The organism is Bacillus sp. 05T31 (assembly GCF_056396725.1).
This window is the reverse complement of record NZ_JBFTMA010000004.1, coordinates 1-17,465: the sequence shown is the minus strand read 5'-3', so window position 1 is coordinate 17,465 and position 17,465 is coordinate 1. Positions and strand designations below refer to the sequence as shown.

At 38.2% G+C, this 17,465-nt stretch carries 19 protein-coding genes and 1 riboswitch; of the genes, 3 read left to right on the top strand and 16 right to left on the bottom strand.

What is annotated here, in order from left to right:
• The first annotated feature begins 92 nt into the window (after positions 1 to 92).
• Together AC1DJR_RS00595 and AC1DJR_RS00590 are read left to right on the top strand one after the other, a co-directional pair.
• Entirely contained in the window at positions 93 to 647 is a 555-nt protein-coding gene (locus AC1DJR_RS00595) for a histidine phosphatase family protein (RefSeq protein ID WP_328010025.1), read from the top strand.
• 74 nt (positions 648 to 721) lie between these two features.
• A complete protein-coding gene (locus AC1DJR_RS00590; RefSeq protein ID WP_429686419.1) occupies positions 722 to 1,201 on the top strand; it encodes a YbaK/EbsC family protein in 480 nt (159 codons plus the stop codon).
• Between the two features lie 20 nt (positions 1,202 to 1,221).
• Here AC1DJR_RS00590 and lipA read toward each other — a convergent pair whose 3' ends face one another.
• Positions 1,222 to 2,118: a lipoyl synthase gene (gene lipA, locus AC1DJR_RS00585; protein ID WP_002034580.1), complete on the bottom strand. Its 897-nt coding sequence runs from the start codon at positions 2,116 to 2,118 to the stop codon at positions 1,222 to 1,224.
• Between the two features lie 189 nt (positions 2,119 to 2,307).
• Between lipA and AC1DJR_RS00580 the strand changes: the two genes are divergently transcribed.
• Positions 2,308 to 3,291 (top strand): M23 family metallopeptidase, encoded by a 984-nt coding sequence (locus AC1DJR_RS00580; RefSeq protein ID WP_477001840.1) that lies wholly within the window; start codon positions 2,308 to 2,310, stop codon positions 3,289 to 3,291.
• Between the two features lie 37 nt (positions 3,292 to 3,328).
• Here AC1DJR_RS00580 and yunB read toward each other — a convergent pair whose 3' ends face one another.
• The 15 genes from yunB to AC1DJR_RS00505 all read right to left on the bottom strand — a co-directional run bounded on the left by yunB (position 3,329) and on the right by AC1DJR_RS00505 (position 17,122).
• Positions 3,329 to 4,060, bottom strand: coding sequence for a sporulation protein YunB (gene yunB, locus AC1DJR_RS00575; RefSeq protein ID WP_088291923.1), 732 nt, complete (start codon positions 4,058 to 4,060; stop codon positions 3,329 to 3,331).
• 55 nt (positions 4,061 to 4,115) lie between these two features.
• Positions 4,116 to 4,418, bottom strand: a complete 303-nt coding sequence (locus AC1DJR_RS00570) for a YunC family protein (RefSeq protein WP_002015926.1) — start codon at positions 4,416 to 4,418, stop codon at positions 4,116 to 4,118.
• Positions 4,419 to 4,483: 65 nt separating this feature from the next.
• A complete protein-coding gene (locus AC1DJR_RS00565) occupies positions 4,484 to 5,875 on the bottom strand; it encodes a bifunctional metallophosphatase/5'-nucleotidase (RefSeq protein ID WP_477001847.1) in 1,392 nt (463 codons plus the stop codon).
• Positions 5,876 to 6,610: 735 nt separating this feature from the next.
• Positions 6,611 to 8,008: a Fe-S cluster assembly protein SufB gene (gene sufB / locus AC1DJR_RS00560; protein ID WP_002015928.1), complete on the bottom strand. Its 1,398-nt coding sequence runs from the start codon at positions 8,006 to 8,008 to the stop codon at positions 6,611 to 6,613.
• Between the two features lie 48 nt (positions 8,009 to 8,056).
• A complete protein-coding gene (gene sufU, locus AC1DJR_RS00555) occupies positions 8,057 to 8,488 on the bottom strand; it encodes a Fe-S cluster assembly sulfur transfer protein SufU (RefSeq protein WP_002089369.1) in 432 nt (143 codons plus the stop codon).
• Positions 8,478 to 9,698: a cysteine desulfurase SufS gene (sufS, locus tag AC1DJR_RS00550; RefSeq protein WP_002015930.1), complete on the bottom strand. Its 1,221-nt coding sequence runs from the start codon at positions 9,696 to 9,698 to the stop codon at positions 8,478 to 8,480. The genes sufU and sufS overlap by 11 nt, the downstream gene beginning before the upstream one ends.
• Positions 9,698 to 10,990 (bottom strand): Fe-S cluster assembly protein SufD, encoded by a 1,293-nt coding sequence (gene sufD / locus AC1DJR_RS00545; RefSeq protein ID WP_429686420.1) that lies wholly within the window; start codon positions 10,988 to 10,990, stop codon positions 9,698 to 9,700. The genes sufS and sufD overlap by 1 nt, the downstream gene beginning before the upstream one ends.
• 15 nt (positions 10,991 to 11,005) lie before the next feature.
• The gene (gene sufC, locus AC1DJR_RS00540) at positions 11,006 to 11,791 is read right to left on the bottom strand and encodes a Fe-S cluster assembly ATPase SufC (RefSeq protein WP_002034576.1); all 786 of its coding nucleotides are present in this window, start codon (positions 11,789 to 11,791) and stop codon (positions 11,006 to 11,008) included.
• A gap of 237 nt (positions 11,792 to 12,028) precedes the next feature.
• Positions 12,029 to 12,835 carry a methionine ABC transporter substrate-binding lipoprotein MetQ gene (gene metQ, locus AC1DJR_RS00535; RefSeq protein ID WP_477001839.1) on the bottom strand — a complete coding sequence of 269 codons (807 nt, stop codon included), beginning with the start codon at positions 12,833 to 12,835 and terminating at the stop codon, positions 12,029 to 12,031.
• Positions 12,836 to 12,906: 71 nt separating this feature from the next.
• Entirely contained in the window at positions 12,907 to 13,719 is an 813-nt protein-coding gene (gene metQ / locus AC1DJR_RS00530) for a methionine ABC transporter substrate-binding lipoprotein MetQ (protein ID WP_477001838.1), read from the bottom strand.
• A gap of 22 nt (positions 13,720 to 13,741) precedes the next feature.
• Positions 13,742 to 14,407: a methionine ABC transporter permease gene (locus tag AC1DJR_RS00525; RefSeq protein WP_002129754.1), complete on the bottom strand. Its 666-nt coding sequence runs from the start codon at positions 14,405 to 14,407 to the stop codon at positions 13,742 to 13,744.
• Positions 14,400 to 15,425, bottom strand: coding sequence for a methionine ABC transporter ATP-binding protein (locus AC1DJR_RS00520; RefSeq protein ID WP_002015938.1), 1,026 nt, complete (start codon positions 15,423 to 15,425; stop codon positions 14,400 to 14,402). Before AC1DJR_RS00520 ends, AC1DJR_RS00525 begins: the two co-directional genes overlap by 8 nt.
• 310 nt (positions 15,426 to 15,735) lie before the next feature.
• A riboswitch (SAM riboswitch) is annotated at positions 15,736 to 15,843 on the bottom strand.
• A 125-nt stretch (positions 15,844 to 15,968) separates the two neighbouring features.
• Positions 15,969 to 16,313: a hypothetical protein gene (locus tag AC1DJR_RS00515; RefSeq protein WP_477001837.1), complete on the bottom strand. Its 345-nt coding sequence runs from the start codon at positions 16,311 to 16,313 to the stop codon at positions 15,969 to 15,971.
• A gap of 152 nt (positions 16,314 to 16,465) precedes the next feature.
• Positions 16,466 to 16,774 (bottom strand): thioredoxin family protein, encoded by a 309-nt coding sequence (locus AC1DJR_RS00510; protein ID WP_002015940.1) that lies wholly within the window; start codon positions 16,772 to 16,774, stop codon positions 16,466 to 16,468.
• A 3-nt stretch (positions 16,775 to 16,777) separates the two neighbouring features.
• A complete protein-coding gene (locus tag AC1DJR_RS00505; RefSeq protein ID WP_000640865.1) occupies positions 16,778 to 17,122 on the bottom strand; it encodes a toprim domain-containing protein in 345 nt (114 codons plus the stop codon).
• Between the last annotated feature and the right edge of the window lie 343 nt (positions 17,123 to 17,465).

Below are 17,465 nucleotides of genomic sequence, written 5' to 3'. Positions count from 1 at the left end.
ATACTTAGATCACTATTCCGTTTCCAATAAAAAGGAATTTTTTCCACATTTGTCGAAGTATATAGCGTCAACTTGAAAGATGGGGATGAATTATGAAGAAAATTATTGTAATACGACATTGTTCCGCAACTGGACAAAAACGTGATGCCGAATTAACGTTTGCCGGAAAAGATCAAGCTAACACCCTTGCTGCATTCCTCTTAGAAAATCAGCTACAAATAGATCATATTATTTCGAGCCCATTTGTCCGAGCTATCGATTCCATTCGGCCCTATGCGATTCAAGCTAACCTATCTATCGAAGAGGATGAACGATTAGCTGAACGTATATTAAGCAACGTTCCGATGGATGATTGGATGCAAAAACTAGAATCTACTTTTACAAACATAGATATTGCCTTTTCAGGCGGAGAGTCAACAAAACAAGCAACGGACCGTGCTATATCGCTTATCCAAGACGTTTTAAAGTTAAACCATACTACAACACTACTCGTTACACATGGAAACTTACTTACGCTCATTTTAAAGCACTTTGATCGTACGATCGGCTTTCATGAATGGAGAACTTTAACGAATCCTGATGTTTACGAAATTACAATCGATGAACAAAGTTTCATAAAACGATTATGGGAAGCATCGTCCAAGTAGTATCCCTTTCCAAAACACTCAGTTGACGCCACGAGAAGAGACTGTATTAACAATAGAGAGGGGTATCATTCCATATGTATGAAGATGTACTTTCTTTACTACATAAAACAAATGCTTCTTATGAAAAATTTGAACACGAACCAGTACTTGACTATGAAACAGATCGTATCGTTCGTGAAAGACTTGGTTTGCAAGGCACTCCAAGTAAAAGCTTATTTTTAAAATCAAAATCCGGGGAGCATTACGTATTCTTTACGTTAGAAGGCACTCGCCTCAACCGAGGAGAGATGAAGGAAATAACAGGAGAGAGCTTATCTCTCTGTTCTCCTAATGAGCTAAGAGAAGAGACTGGTTGCACTCCTGGATGTGTAGCTCCTTTCGGTTATTCACAAAATGTAACGATTATTGTGGACAGTTCAATTTATACTTACGATAAAATTTTAATTACACCTGGTGTACCTGAATTTACAATTGAATTATCCACAGAGGAATTAAAAAAGATTTTATCCACATGTCAAAATAAAGTTTTAGATTATAAGAAAAAAGAGAGCTAATGATTAGCTCTCTTTTTTCATTATTTCGCTTCTGCTGTTTTTTCTTTTGCAGAACGTACTTGCTCGTCCGCATGATAAGAAGAACGTACAAGTGGACCAGCTTCACAGTGGCTAAATCCTTTGCTAAGTGCAATTTCTTTTAGCTCTGCAAATTCTGCTGGTGGATAATATTTAATAACTGGTAAATGCTTCTTAGATGGTTGTAGGTATTGCCCAAGAGTTAAAATATCCACATTGTTTGCACGTAAGTCATCCATTGCTTCAATTAAATCTTCTCTCGTTTCACCTAAGCCCAGCATAATGCTCGATTTAGTTGGAATATCAGGCTGCATTTCTTTTGCTCGACGTAAAAACTCTAATGAACGGTCATATTTTGCTCTAGCGCGAACTCGGTTAGATAATCGACGTACTGTTTCAATGTTATGGTTCAAAATATCTGGTTTTGCATCCATTAACATTTTTAAGTTTTCTTCTACCCCACCCATATCAGATGGTAATACTTCGATAGACGTGAATGGATTTTCACGACGTACAGCGCGTACTGTTTCAGCAAAAACAGCTGCTCCGCCGTCCTTTAAATCATCACGTGCAACCGCTGTTATAACAACGTGCTTTAAGCCCATTTGTACTACAGAATCTGCTACGCGTTCTGGYTCTTGTAAATCAAGCTCAGTTGGTAAGCCTGTTTTAACCGCACAAAAACGACAAGCACGTGTACAAACCGCACCTAAGATCATAAATGTTGCTGTTTTCCTTACAGCCCAGCATTCATGAATATTCGGACATTTCGCCTCTTCACAAACTGTATGAAGATTCTTAGAGCGCATCATTTTCTTTAAGCCTGTATAGTTTTCATTCGTGTTTAACTTAATTTTCAACCATTCGGGCTTGCGCTTATACTCTGTTTGTTTTGTCATGGTTATCAACTCCGCACAATATGAAATAGTTTACCGTGTTCGCTTCTTTCAATGTAACATATCTATTCTAACGTATGAAAGCGATTTGCTCAAATGAAGATTCTAAGATTTTTTCCAATCGTTCCCTATAATGAAATACTCCGTATATCCCACACTAAAAAGAGTGATGTTGTGAAAGGAGTCTATTTCATGCTTCGAAAAATTTCTCTTTTGCTTTCGATTTGCTTTCTTCTCCACCAAAACATCGCTTACGGTGAAGATAATCAGCAAAGCATATATGAAAAGCGCATGGCACTATATAAAGAAACTGAGCAATCTTCCGGTATTCCGTGGTATTACTTAGCCGCAATGGATCAATACGAAAGAAACATACGGAGCGTAAGAAAAAATATTCCGAAAAAACCAGATGCCATCATTTCCCTTTATTTCAAACCTGAAATATGGGCTGGACCTGTTAATAGTAATGATACTCTCCCCCATACAATTTCTCTATTTGGCGGAATGGGTTTAGATGGTGACAAAGATGGATTTGCAAATGCAAATAACGACCGTGATCTTCTGCATACAGCAGCAACTATTTTAAAGAAACAAGGAACGTCGGAAGACCGTATTAACATTATGATTTGGGAATATTATAGACGTGCAAAAACAGTTGAATTAATTACAGAATACGCCCGAATTTATAAACATTATGGACGCATTAATTTAGAAGGYAATGCTTTCCCTCTCCCGATTCGCAGTGACCATAGCTATCGTAGTACTTTCGGTGCTGGTAGAAGCTTTGGCGGCAGGAGGATTCATGAAGGAACCGATATTTTTGCTGGATATGGCGTACCAGTACGATCAACTTGCTATGGCGTTATTGAAACAAAAGGATGGAATCGCCTTGGTGGATGGCGCATTGGTATTCGTGACCTTCATAATAATTACCACTATTACGCTCATTTAGGCGGGTTCTCTAAAGAAATACAGCTCGGACAAATTGTCGAACCAGGAAAAGTAATCGGATTTGTCGGTAGTACCGGCTACGGTCCTCCTGGTACRGCTGGAAARTTCCCGCCYCACTTACATTTCGGCATGTATAAAGACAATGGCTATACAGAATGGGCTTTCGATCCATACATGCATTTAAGCCTTTGGGAACGAAAAGAACGAGCAAATACAAAAMRATAACCGTAGCRAATTGCTACGGTTATTTTTTTTATATTCGCTAACTATCCGTTTTCTTTTTATCTGGTACAACAACTCCGCCACTTCCGTAATAAGTAGGCACCTCACCTTGAACGATGCGCGTTGCAATCGGAATGTTTTGCTTCACCTTAATTTCTTTCGTGCGTAACGGAATCATAACTTGTAACGTCACTTCCACTTCCATAATAATTTTGATCGCCGTATTATTAATTCCTTGCGGCTCAACTAATTGTTTAATATCCGTATTCACATGACCAATTGGCGTAAAATTAATCGGAATATCTGGTCCTATATTACCAAGAAGCGCATTATCAGTTATGCGCCCAAAAGGAACTGACATAGATACCCCATTCTCTTCAAAAATACCAAGTGCTTTCGTATCCCCTTTTTCTACTTGTTGTAAATATTTTTCTATGTATGCAGTAGTCGATGTTAATATTTCATTTACTTGTTTTGTATTTAAATCAATTGTAGATACTTTCCCATTCCTATCCGTTTGTACTTTCATTAATGAATCTACATCAAACCCTTCATTAATCCGGTCTTTTACCGCTTTCGTCATAACTGCTGTTGCCATTTTATGAGTCTCTGTTTCCCCATACTTAATTAACGTTGGCTGAATACTTTTATTTACAATCCATAAACCTTGAACTACCATTACGATAAAAATAATAAATGAAATAAGCAGTATATACCGAAAGGAAATCGGTCCCCTTCGAAACCGCGAATTTTTCGAACGAAATATGCCCATAAGAAAACCCTCCTTCTTATATTATTTCTATGCAAGAAAGAGGGATGATATATGCTTATCTCATTTTTAATAGTGCATCTTTTCCGATTGTGCCTACCGGAATACCTAAAGCTTCGGCTCCAGTCGTTACTGATTCCAGCGGTGCTTCAAGAAGTTGTTCAATCGTTCTTACACCAACCGCACGGCCAGCAATAATTCCTCGATCACCTAACTTCTCATTTAGAAGACCTACATCTAAAGCACCGCACATAATATATCCTTTATCGCTCATTACAGCTAGCAAATTTGTCTTTGGAAGTTTTACGCTAACAGCAATGAACGTATAGTTATCAATTATAATTGGCTCTACATTAACCATAGTTCACACTCCTCTCTTTCTTATCTTTATGACAAGAGAAAAATGAGTGTTACAAGTTAACTAGCCTATAGTTTGACTGAAGATGTATAAGTTATCAACATGTCTGTTAGTACATCTCTAAGCAATTCCGGCATATAATATTGTTTGTCAGAAAGTGTGGATAGCTCTGGGTATAAGTATCCGAATGTAAACATATCAATCGTTCCTACCGTATATATCCGGTCTAATTCCAGCGATTCGCCGTTAATCAATACATCTTCTAGTAAAATTTTATTCCCTGGAATCGTATCTGGAATCACTTCCAAACCATCGTAAATCATTTTCCCCATTACTTTTCCACGAAATCCGAATCCTTTCACCTCAAGATTCTCCATATTCGGGCGGCGCGCTTTCAAAATAACTTCTCTTAACGTTTTCCCTGGTACTTTTAACATACATGGATTAATTGGATGTGGACAAATCCGATGAATATCTCCGCGCGTCACAACACCTTCATTTAATCCCTCAAGAAGTACACCAGCATTCACCATCCCAACATCCGCATTACACCACTCTTTAAGTGCACTTGCCAACATATGAGAAAACGTCGTCTCCTTAAACCAATCAACCGGCAATGATTCTTTTAAATGAACGACAGGCTCAGCCATYATCTGTTTACTTTCTTCCTTTAGCATTTCAATTGTGGATAACGGCTCGCTATAAGCACCTAACCGTTCTGTCTTAATCGCTCTACCGTCTTTTTTCAACAGTCTCTTCGTCTCTTTATCCACAGTAAGCTGAACGTGACCAACGTAATGTCCCCACTTTTCACAACAGCAAAGCAAGGTATTATCCACAAGAATACCGCGCTCAAATAAATGATGCGTATGTGCCCCTAAAATAACATCTATATCATAATGCTCCGCCATATACTCATCCATACTTTTTCCAAGATGAGAAAGCACAACAGTAATATGAGCTGTATCCTTAACTTCTTCTAAAATAGACTCTAAATGGATGATTGGATCTTCAATATGCCAGTCTAACATATGATAAAACTCTGGATAAGCTACCGTTAATCCAATAAAGGCAATCGTAATCCCATCTGTCGTTGTATGTAATTTATAAGGCTTCGCCCACGCTGGACGTACACCCTCTTTTTCAAATAAGTTCGCTACAAGCACCTCAAAACCAGCATCATCATATAGACGATTCAAATGCTCTTTCGCCAATGTAATTCCTTCATTATTTCCGATCGTTACATAATCATATAACGCCTCATTTAATAATTTTGTATTCCCAAGTCCATTTGTCGCTTCCGAAATACTATGAAAACGATCCACATGATCGCCAATATCCACAGTTAAAACAGTCTCTCCCACTTCCTGTCTTCGCCTTTTCTCCCCTTGTACAAACCGAGAAATTTGCGGCCAATTTTCAAAATGACTATGTATATCGTTTGTATGATAAAGGTGGATGATTGTTTCTTTATTTATATTCAGAGAAAAAACCTCCTCTCAGTTCCTTACTGCCATTTACGCTATACGTACGCAATAATCCTGTAAATACTTTTCGTCTTTTCTTGCTATTCTACATTGTACTCGCATTATAAGAAAAAGCCAAAGATTGCCCTTTTAATATGGAAAACTTTATATTTTCTAATTTGTGGATTCTTTGCTGGATTTGTCAGTATCTTAGCCTTAATTACTTCTAGTTGATCGCCTTATGTATAGCGGGGGGCGGGGTATATAGCCCTCTCCTCTATGTAGTAATTTGTTGATAAGTCGATATTCCTTGTCGAAACGTCGATATATTGAAATAATCGCTGATATATTCCGAGTTATCGTCGATATATTTGAATAATCGCTGATATATTTCACCGAACACCCACCTGGGTATCCCTTCCCAACCAGACTAGCTTACACAACACAAAAAAGCGCCCTGCACTGCAGGGCGCTTTCTTCATATATTATCCAGTTCCAGCGGCTAGAATGTTCGGTGGCTTCACTTCTTCCTATGAGGCAAAAAGCGCCTCTACGTCAGAAGCTCCATCCCCCTCACATTCTGAACGAGCCGCTTCCACTTTAAATATTGTCCAGCTTCGCCTCCTAGCCCCTCATGTCTAAGARCCTTCCGCACGAGAAGATAAAAAGCRTCTTCTGTGCGAAAGAACCTTAGCCAACGGGTCTGAACAGTCGGCTCCGCATTTCTATTTAACCAATAGAACCTTCCATCTCAAACTTGATTAGGCGGTTCATTTCAACTGCGTATTCCATTGGAAGTTCGCGAGTGAATGGCTCGATGAAGCCCATTACGATCATTTCTGTAGCTTCTTGCTCAGAAATACCGCGGCTCATTAGGTAGAATAATTGTTCTTCTGATACTTTAGATACTTTCGCTTCGTGCTCAAGTGAAACGTAATCGTTTTTGATTTCGTTGTAAGGAATTGTATCAGATGTAGATTGGTTATCCATGATTAACGTGTCACACTCGATGTTAGAGCGAGAGTTTTTCGCTTTTGGTCCGAATTGTACGATACCACGGTAAGTTACTTTACCACCATGCTTCGCAATCGATTTAGAAACGATTGTTGAAGACGTGTTTGGTGCTAAGTGAATCATTTTCGCACCAGCATCTTGGTGTTGGCCTTTACCAGCAATCGCGATAGATAATGTTAAACCACGAGCGCCTTCGCCTTTTAAGATAACTGCTGGGTATTTCATCGTTAATTTAGATCCGATGTTACCGTCAATCCATTCCATCGTTGCGTTTTCTTCACAAACCGCACGTTTTGTAACTAGGTTGTATACGTTGTTCGCCCAGTTTTGGATTGTTGTATAACGGCAATATGCATCTTTYTTAATGATGATTTCTACTACCGCACTATGAAGTGAGTTAGTCGTGTAAACAGGTGCTGTACAACCTTCTACGTAGTGTACGTGTGCGCCTTCGTCTACGATGATAAGCGTACGCTCGAATTGTCCCATATTTTCAGAGTTAATACGGAAATACGCTTGAAGTGGTGTATCAACTTTAATACCTTTTGGAACGTAGATGAATGATCCACCAGACCAAACTGCAGAGTTTAATGCAGAGAATTTGTTGTCTGTTGGTGGGATTACTTTTCCGAAATGCTCACGGAAAATATCTTCGTTCTCTTTTAATGCGCTATCTGTATCTTTGAAGACGACTCCTAGATCTTCTAGGTCTTCTTTCATGTTGTGGTATACAACTTCAGATTCGTACTGTGCAGATACACCAGCTAAATATTTTTGCTCAGCTTCAGGAATACCTAATTTATCAAATGTCGCTTTAATTTCCTCAGGTACTTCATCCCAAGACTTCTCAGATTTCTCAGATGGTTTTACGTAGTACGTAATTTCATCGAAATCTAAGTCGTTTAAGTCGCCGCCCCATTGTGGCATTGGCATTTCATAGAACTTATCCAGTGATTTTAAACGGAAGTCTAACATCCACTGTGGTTCTTCTTTCATACGTGAAATCTCTTCAACGATTTCTTTTGTTAAACCGCGTCCAGCACGGAAAATCGAAACGTCTTTATCCTTGAAACCATATTTATAATCGCCGATATCTGGCAGTTGCTTCGCCATGTTGGTGTGTCCCTCCTTATATAACCTCGTTTTTAGGAACCTTTAACATTACTTATCTTCGTTTAAGCCCTTTTCTAACGCTTTCCACGCTAATGTTGCACATTTAATACGTGCCGGGAACTTGCATACGCCTTGTAATGCTTCAATATCTCCTAAATCAATGCTGTCATCATACTCTTTTCCTAGCATCATGTCAGAGAAAATTTTAGAAAGCTTAAGGGCCTCTTCAATTTTCTTTCCTTTTACTGCTTGTGTCATCATTGAAGCTGAAGACATTGAAATTGAACATCCTTCGCCTTCAAACTTCGCTTCTTGTACAATACCCTCTTCTACTTTCATCGTAAGTTGAATACGATCGCCGCAAGTTGGATTGTTCAAGTTAACGGTAACACTATCTTCTAACACGCCATGGTTACGAGGATTTTTATAATGATCCATAATAACTTGACGATATAACGTATCTAAATTATTAAATGACATTTGTGAAATACTCCTTTGTCTTGATTAGTGATTCAACAAATGTATCAATTTCTTCTTTTGTATTATATAAATAGAAGCTCGCACGTGCTGTAGAAGAAGCTTTTAGCCACTTCATAAGCGGTTGTGCACAGTGATGTCCTGCGCGAACCGCAATGCCTTCTACATCTAATACAGTTGCTACATCGTGAGGATGTACGTCTTCAATATTAAATGTAACTAGACCAGCGCGATGCTTTGGACCATAAATTGTAACGCCATCTACTTCTGATAGTCTCTCTAAAGCGTATTGCGCTAATTCATGTTCATGCTTTTCAATATTATGAAGACCGATTTCTTCTAGGAAATCAATTGCCGCACCAAGTCCGATTGCATTACCGATAATCGGTGTACCTGCTTCGAACTTCCACGGAAGCTCTTTCCAAGTAGACTCTTGTAAGTCTACGAAATCAATCATTTCACCACCAAATTCAATTGGTTCCATATTGTTTAGCAATTCTTTCTTACCATATAATACGCCGACACCTGTTGGTCCGCACATCTTATGAGCAGATAATGCGTAGAAATCACAGTTTAAATCTTGTACATCCACTTTCATATGAGGTGCACTTTGTGCTCCATCAACGATCATGATTGCACCGTTTTCATGTGCGATTGCTCCGATTTCTTTTACAGGGTTAATCGTTCCAAGTACGTTAGAAACGTGCATGATAGAAACGATTTTTGTATTCGGTGTAACTGTTTGACGAACATCTTCTAAAGAAATTGTACCGTCTAGTTGAAGCGGAAGGTATTTTAAAGTTGCACCAGTTTTCTTCGCAACTTGTTGCCACGGAATGATGTTACTATGGTGCTCCATGTAAGAGATGACRATTTCATCGCCTTCTTTTACATTATCAAGACCATAACTAGCTGCTACTGTATTTAATGCAGTTGTCGTTCCGCGCGTGAAAATAATCTCTTCCATTGATTTCGCATTAATAAACTTGCGAACTTTCTCACGTGCACCTTCATACGCGTCGGTAGCTTTCGTACCGAGCGTATGAACACCGCGATGCACGTTAGAATTATATTCTTTATAGTAACGTTCTAACGTTTCAATGACTTGAATTGGTTTTTGAGAAGTTGCTGCACTATCGAAATAAACAAGTTGTTTGCCGTTCACTTTTTGATCAAGAATTGGAAACTGTTTGCGTATTTCATGAATATTCATTAGCGAACTTTCCTTTCAATTACCTCAACAAGCTGTGCCTTTACTCCTTCAATTGGAAGCTCATTTACTACAGGTGCTAAGAATCCATGGATGACTAAACGTTCTGCTTCGCGTTTTGGAATCCCACGGCTCATCAAGTAGTATAATTGGTATGGATCTACGCGGCCTACTGAAGCTGCGTGACCTGCCATTACATCATCTTCATCGATTAAAAGAATTGGGTTTGCATCACCGCGAGCTTTCTCATCTAACATAAGAACGCGAGAAGATTGTTGTGCATTTGATTTAGATGCACCGTGTTCAATCTTACCAATTCCGTTAAAGATAGATGTTGCACTATCTTTTTGTACGCCGTGTTTTAAAATCCAACCTTCAGAGTGTTTACCGAAGTGAACAACTTTAGTTGTAAAGTTTTGTGTTTGGTTACCACGACCAATTGTTACTGTTTTTGTATCAGCATATGATCCGTCGCCCATTAAGTTCGTAACGTTCTCTGAGATTGTATTTCCGTCATTCATAAGGCCTAGAGCCCAATCAATGCGGCCGTCGCGTCCAACAATTCCGCGGCGGTTAACGTAAGTTGTTACGTCTTTTGCTAATAGATCAACCGCACCGAATTTCACTTGTGCGCCTTGTTCCACGATTACTTCTGCTACGATATTTGCAATACCTTTAGCATTTTCATTTGCAACGTAGTTTTCTACATATGTTGCAGTACTGTTCGCATCAGCTACGAATAATACGTGGTTATATACGTTAGCTTCTTCGCCGTCTACTAAGAATACAGCTTGAAGTGGAGTTTCAAGAACAACGTTTTTCGGAACATATACGAATGCACCGCCGTTGATTAATGCAGCATGAAGTGCAGTTAGACGATGCTCGTTTACTTTCACGCCGTCTTTCATTAAGTACTTTTGTACTAATTCAGCATGCTCTGTTGCAGCTGTTACGATGTCTGTAAAAATAACACCTTTTTCTTTTGCTTCGTCTGCTAAAGAAACGAAAGCAGTTGTACCAGTACGTTGTACTAATACRCTGTTATTTTCATCGATTAAGTTTTTCACTGCTTCTGGAAGCTCTGTTAAAGAACTTACAGGCTCTTGCTTAGCAGCGTCGCCTTTTCCGATAAAGTCCCATTTTTCAATTTTCGTTTTATCAGGCGTTGGCATTGGAAGTTCAGTTGCTTGTGCAAGAGCTTGTAAGCGGAACTCAGTCAACCAAGCAGCTTCGTTTACTTCGCTTGCGCGCTGACGGATTGTTTCTTGATCGAAAGGTAATGTACCGATTGTCATGTTTATGCTCCTCTCTTACGCTTCTTGCTCTGCTGTTTCGTCTTCAATACCTAATTCTTTTTTAATCCAGTCGTAACCTTCAGCTTCTAGACGTTGTGCAAGCTCAGGGCCACCAGATTTAACGATACGACCGTTCATCATAACGTGAACGAAGTCTGGAGTGATGTAGTTTAATAAACGTTGGTAATGCGTAATCATTAGGCAGCCGAACTCTTCGCCGCGCATTTGGTTAATACCTTTAGATACAACTTTTAATGCATCGATATCAAGACCTGAGTCGATTTCATCTAAGATTGCGATTTTTGGCTCAATCATCATTAATTGAAGAATTTCGTTACGTTTTTTCTCTCCACCAGAGAAACCTTCGTTTAAGTAACGTTGTGCCATTTCTGGATCCATTTCTAGGAATTCCATGTTTTTATCTAAAGTACGGATAAATTTCATAAGAGAAATTTCATCGCCTTCTTCACGACGTGCATTAATTGCAGAACGTAAGAAGTCCGCGTTTGTTACTCCGCTAATTTCACTTGGATATTGCATTGCTAAGAATAGACCTGCTAGCGCACGCTCATCTACTTCCATTTCTAATACATCTTCACCGTCGATGATGATGCTACCTTCTGTTACTTCATACTTTGGGTGACCCATAATCGCAGAAGATAAAGTTGATTTACCTGTTCCGTTAGGTCCCATAATTGCGTGGATTTCTCCACCTTTTACTTCAAGGTTTACACCTTTTAAAATTTCTTTGCCATCAATTGATACGTGTAAGTCTTTAACCGTTAATGTAGAACCAGCCATCTCAATACCTCCATTAATCCTCTATATACATTTTAAAAATTACTAAAACGTTCATATTCTCATTTTATTCTCATTCTAATCTTATATCAAATAAAATGATATCGCAAACACTAAGAAAATGTAACAATTTTTTCACAAATGTATATAAGTATTTCCTTTACATCCTCTTATGATACACCTTTCTTCTTATATATATAAAGAAAAAAGGACTGGATTATTCCCAGTCCTTCCCAGCACCTATTCATTTACTGGAAGTACAGCACCTTTATATTCTTTATTGATAAAGTCTTGAATTTCTTTTGAATGCAATACGTCTACTAACTCTTTAATTTCTTTTTTCTTCTCGTCACCTTTACGAACTGCGATAATATTTGCATAAGGAGAGTCTGATCCTTCAATTGCAATTGCATCCTTTGTTGGATTTAATTTCGCATCAATTGCATAGTTTGAATTAATAAATAAAGCATCACCTTCATTGTTTTCGTACAGCTTCGGTGAAAGTCCAGGTTCTACATCTGTTTTAAACTTTAAATTTTTCGGATTTTCTACAACATCTTTTACTGTTGCTTTAACAACATCTACACCGTCTTTTAATTTAATAACGCCGCCTTTTTGTAACAATGCGAGCATACGGCCACGCTCCGCTACGTTATTACTCATAATAACTGTTCCACCATCTGGAAGTTCTTTTAAACTTTTATATTTCTTAGAATAAATGCCCATTGGCTCTAAATGGATTTTTCCTGCGTTTACAATTTTATATCCCTTTTCTTGAATTTCTTTATCTAAGTAAGGAATGTGCTGGAAGTAGTTCGCATCAATTTYTTTATCCGCTAACGCTTTATTCGGCAGAACATAGTCCTGAAATTTTTTAATCTCTAATTTAATACCCTTTTTCTCTAATATCGGCTGTGCTTTCTCTAAAATAACAGAGTGCGGCACGTTAGAAGCTCCAACAACAAGCTTATTCTCCTCTTTCCCCCCGCAAGCGGCTAATGTAAATACAGATAATGCTGTAACAACTGACAATATAATCTTTTTCATATGATGTCCCCTTCTCCCCTATAGTTATGTAGTAAAAAAAGGACCGGCATACACCAGCCCTTTTTCCGCAATTATTCTTTTACAGGAACAACTGCCCCTTTATATTCTTTAGTAATAAAGTCTTCAATTTCTTTAGAATGCAGTACTTCTATAAGAGCTTTAATCTCTTTTTTATCTTTATCGCCTTTACGAACAGCTACTACGTTTGCGTATGGAGAATCATCGCCTTCAATTGCAATTGCATCTTTTTCTGGGTTTAATTTCGCATCAATTGCATAGTTAGAATTAATTAGAACAGCGTCGCCTTCTWTATTGTTATACACTTGTGGCAATAGACCCGGCTCGATATCTGTTTTGAATTTTAAGTTTTTCGGATTATCCGCAATATCTTTTGGAGTTGCTTTAACTGGCTCTACTCCGTCTTTAATTTTTAAAATGCCTTCTTTTTGTAAAATTGCTAAACCACGACCATGATCAGTAACAGAATTACTCATAATAATTGTCGCCCCGTTTGGAAGTTCTTTTAAGCTCTTATATTTTTGAGAATACACACCAATCGGTTCTAAATGAATTTTTCCTGCTATTTCAAAATCATATTTCTTATCTTTAATCTCTTTTTCTAAATAAGGAATGTGCTGGAAGTAGTTTGCATCTAATTCTTTATCTGCTAACGATTTATTCGGTAACACGTAGTCTTGGAATTTTTTAATCTCTAACTCAATTCCTTTTTTCTCAAGTAACGGTTTTGCCTTTTCTAAAATTTCAGCGTGCGGTACGTTAGAAGCACCAACAACAAGTTTYTTTTCATCTTTATCTTTCCCGCCACAAGCAGCTAACCCAAAAATTGAAGTTGAAATAAGTGCTGTAAGTAATAATTTTTTCATTTGAAATATCCCCCTGTTTTCATTATCTTTTATCTATTCGAGTCGTTAAACTATCACCAATCCACTGAATTAAAAATACAACGAGTAATACACAAATTGTCGCAACGATTGTTACATCGTTATTTCCTCGCTGGAACCCTTCTAAATAAGCAAGTGTTCCAAGGCCACCAGCACCAACAACACCTGCCATTGCTGTATAGCCTACTAAAGCAATAGTCGTAACCGTAATACCAGATACTAACGCTGGTAACGATTCTGGAATTAACACCTTCAAAATAATTGTGCTTGTTTTTGCTCCCATCGCTTTTGAAGCTTCAATTACACCTTTATCAATCTCGCGAAGCGCGATTTCAACCATTCTCGCGTAAAACGGTGCTGCACCAATAATTAAAGCTGGCAGCGCTGCACTCGCTCCGAGTATTGTTCCAAGAAGAATCTTTGTGAACGGGATTAATAAAATAATTAAAATGATGAACGGTATAGAACGGAAAATGTTTACGAACGCTCCAATCACCGTATTAATCGCTTTATTTTCCCATAAATTATCTTTCGCTGTCATAAAGAGTAATAATCCTAAAATAAGTCCTAAAACAAATGTGGCAAGCGCTGCGATTGCCGTCATATATAACGTTTCACCAGTTGCTTCTAACATTTGATTCCAATCAATATTTGCGATTAACTTATCCATGTGCAATCACCTCCAGCTCTACTTGATCTTGATGAATCCCTTCTATTGCTTGCTGGATCGCTGTTTCTTCACCATTTAAATGAACGACTAAACTTCCGTAAGATCCGTTATTCGTTTGCGCGATATTTCCTTGCAAAATGCTAACTTCTATATCACCGCGCTGCATTAACCTTTGAAGTACCGGTCTTTCTACCGCTTCACCGACAAACTGCAAACGAATTACTTTTCCATCTGGATACTTTTCTATTAAACTTTCAATCGTTTCATTTGTATCTTCAGAATCAGTTAACTGCTGTACAAATCGTTTTGTAATGTCTTGCTGTGGATTACGGAATACGTCAAGTACTGGACCCGTTTCTACGATCTTCCCTTTCTCCATTACAGCAACTCGATTACAAATTTTGCGAATAACGTGCATCTCATGCGTAATCAATACAATTGTTAAGCCGAGACGCTTATTAATATCTAACAATAAATCTAAAATTTGATCTGTCGTTTCCGGATCAAGAGCTGACGTTGCTTCATCACATAAAAGTACTTGTGGATTATTTGCTAACGCTCTTGCAATCCCGACGCGCTGCTTTTGTCCACCACTTAGCTGAGATGGGTACGCGTCTCCTCTTCCTTCTAATCCAACAAGATGAATTAACTCATCGACACGTTTTCTTCTCTCCGCCTTATCGACACCTGCAATTTCAAGTGGGAATGCGATATTTTCACGCACAGTTCGTGACCAAAGTAAGTTGAAATGCTGAAAAATCATTCCAATTTCTTGTCTTGCCTTACGAAGTTCATTTCCAGTAATCGCTGAAATCACACGATTCGCAATTGTAATTTGGCCAGAAGTTGGTTTCTCTAACTGATTAAACAATCTAATTAACGAACTTTTCCCAGCGCCACTATATCCAATAACACCAAATATTTCACCCTTATCTACTTTTAAGTTGGCGTTATCTACAGCAGTGACATCACCGCTTTTTGCCTTATATATTTTCTTTACATTTTCTAATAAGATCATGATGTTCACCCCTATTTTTGTTTAAAAAGCGTAAGCGGCTCGTTTAGAATGTGAAGTGGATGGAGCTTCTTCCTATGAGGCGCTTTTTGCCTCATAGGAAGAAGCGAAGCCATCGAACATTCTWGCCGCTGGAGCTGGATTTCATAAAACTTTGGATAGACTCTGCAATTTTTTTATTTTTCATGCGTGTAGTCCATCGTTATAGCTCCTCTTATTATTTGAATGTCCTCCGCATTCAAACGACAAAAAACCTTTCCGCTTCTAGAGAAGCAGAAAGGTTTATATGCGTATATAACAACATTATCCCTCTCTCTCATCTCTCAAAGCATTTGCTTTGCAGGAATTGGCACCATTTCAACATAAGTTGACGGTTGCCGGGCTTCACAGGGCACAGTCCCTCCACCTCTCTTAATAAGAGAAATCAGATTAAATTTTCGTCTGATTTAAAATTTATGAAATTGTCTATATTTTATGAATTGAATTGTATCAATATCCACACACTCTGTCAACAGAAATTTTCGTAAAAAAAGAAACTTCAGAATTTTAAGCTCCGACTGACATCGGTTTACATATATGAAACATCGATTCAACTAATAACATCGTTCGATACGTTCCAGAATATTGTACCCGTCCATCACTCATTAACTTTTGCAACCTCATATTTCCAGTCACTAATTTTTGTACATCCTCTTCCTCTAAACAAACGATTTGTTCCGTTCCTCTCGCCTCTTTCAAAAGTTCTATATACTCTCTTGAAATTTGTAACGAACAGCATTCATCTCCAAAACGAAAATTAACAGTTCTTTCTCCTTGCCTTAAAAGCGGTTCTAAATGATATTGACCATTAGCGTAATTTACAAATGATTGAAGCAAAGAATATAATTTCATCCTAAACCACATCCCTCATATCACTTTCTATTACATACCATTCCCTCTTATTAAAGGGCAATCCTGTTATTTTCGCTCGACAAATACTGTATCTATCACGCATGTCGACATATTTCCCAAGAAATATGTCGAGGCGGCAAAAACTTTGCCGCCTACTTTAATTCCGTATATAAATATTCAACCGAATGAAATGCATATATTTTCTTCATCAGTGTCCCATTTTCAAAAATAAGTAAACACGGTACACTTTCTATCCCATACTCTTTCGCTAAATGCGGGGCATAATTTAAATCTAACATTCCAATTTTCAAATCTTCAATCGTCATCTCAACGACCGTTAACATCTTCTTTGCCAATTGGCATGTTCCACACATTGGTGTATACACATATAACACTGTTTTTTCTTCATTTCCTATTAGGGCTGTAGCTTCGGCACCTGTCCAATCAATCACTTCTATCATTCCTTACCGTAAATATTCTGTATAAACGTCAATGTCTGCTCCCCATAATACATTTGCTAAATGTGAAGAAGGYGCAGTCGCCACCTCGCGATACGAGCGATCAATATAAATATGCTCTGCTTGTGGAAATTCTTTTCGGAATTGTTTCCTTAACTTTTCTCCTGCATCATCAGCATCTACTAGCACATATACATCCTTATCAAAAAATTGATCAATGAGCTCATCCATTTTCGACAAACCAATTGTACCATTTGTACAAACAATTTCCACTGGTTCACGAATAATAGATTCAATCTTTCTTCTATCCGATTTACCTTCTACAATAATGACTTTTTCCACATAAATCATATGTCATCACCCGATCACCATATACTATACAACCTTTAACTTAGTATATAGTATATTCGTTATTTTCATGTTGTTTCCTGTTTATTTTTGCAAAAGAAAAGCGCAAGCGGCTCGCTCAGAACAAGAGGGCATTGGAACTCCTGAACTAGAGGCGCTTTTTGCCTCAAGTGAAGGCGTGAAATGACCGACTGTTCTAGCCGCTGGAGCTAGACAAAAGAAAAGCGCAAGCGGCTCGCTYAGAACAAGAGGGCATTGGAACTCCTGAACTAGAGGCGCTTTTTGCCTCAAGTGAAGGCGTGAAATGACCGACTGTTCTAGCCGCTGGAGCTAGACAAAAGAAAAG

Coding starts and splice junctions, on each gene's coding strand:
- AC1DJR_RS00515 (WP_477001837.1), bottom strand. CDS start 16,313: ATGAAATTATATTCTTTGCTTCAATCATTTGTAAATTACGCTAATGGT.
- sufC (WP_002034576.1), bottom strand. CDS start 11,791: ATGGCTGGTTCTACATTAACGGTTAAAGACTTACACGTATCAATTGAT.
- AC1DJR_RS00595 (WP_328010025.1), top strand. CDS start 93: ATGAAGAAAATTATTGTAATACGACATTGTTCCGCAACTGGACAAAAA.
- yunB (WP_088291923.1), bottom strand. CDS start 4,060: ATGGGCATATTTCGTTCGAAAAATTCGCGGTTTCGAAGGGGACCGATT.
- AC1DJR_RS00570 (WP_002015926.1), bottom strand. CDS start 4,418: ATGGTTAATGTAGAGCCAATTATAATTGATAACTATACGTTCATTGCT.
- AC1DJR_RS00590 (WP_429686419.1), top strand. CDS start 722: ATGTATGAAGATGTACTTTCTTTACTACATAAAACAAATGCTTCTTAT.
- AC1DJR_RS00520 (WP_002015938.1), bottom strand. CDS start 15,425: ATGATCTTATTAGAAAATGTAAAGAAAATATATAAGGCAAAAAGCGGT.
- AC1DJR_RS00510 (WP_002015940.1), bottom strand. CDS start 16,774: ATGATAGAAGTGATTGATTGGACAGGTGCCGAAGCTACAGCCCTAATA.
- sufU (WP_002089369.1), bottom strand. CDS start 8,488: ATGTCATTTAATAATTTAGATACGTTATATCGTCAAGTTATTATGGAT.
- AC1DJR_RS00525 (WP_002129754.1), bottom strand. CDS start 14,407: ATGGATAAGTTAATCGCAAATATTGATTGGAATCAAATGTTAGAAGCA.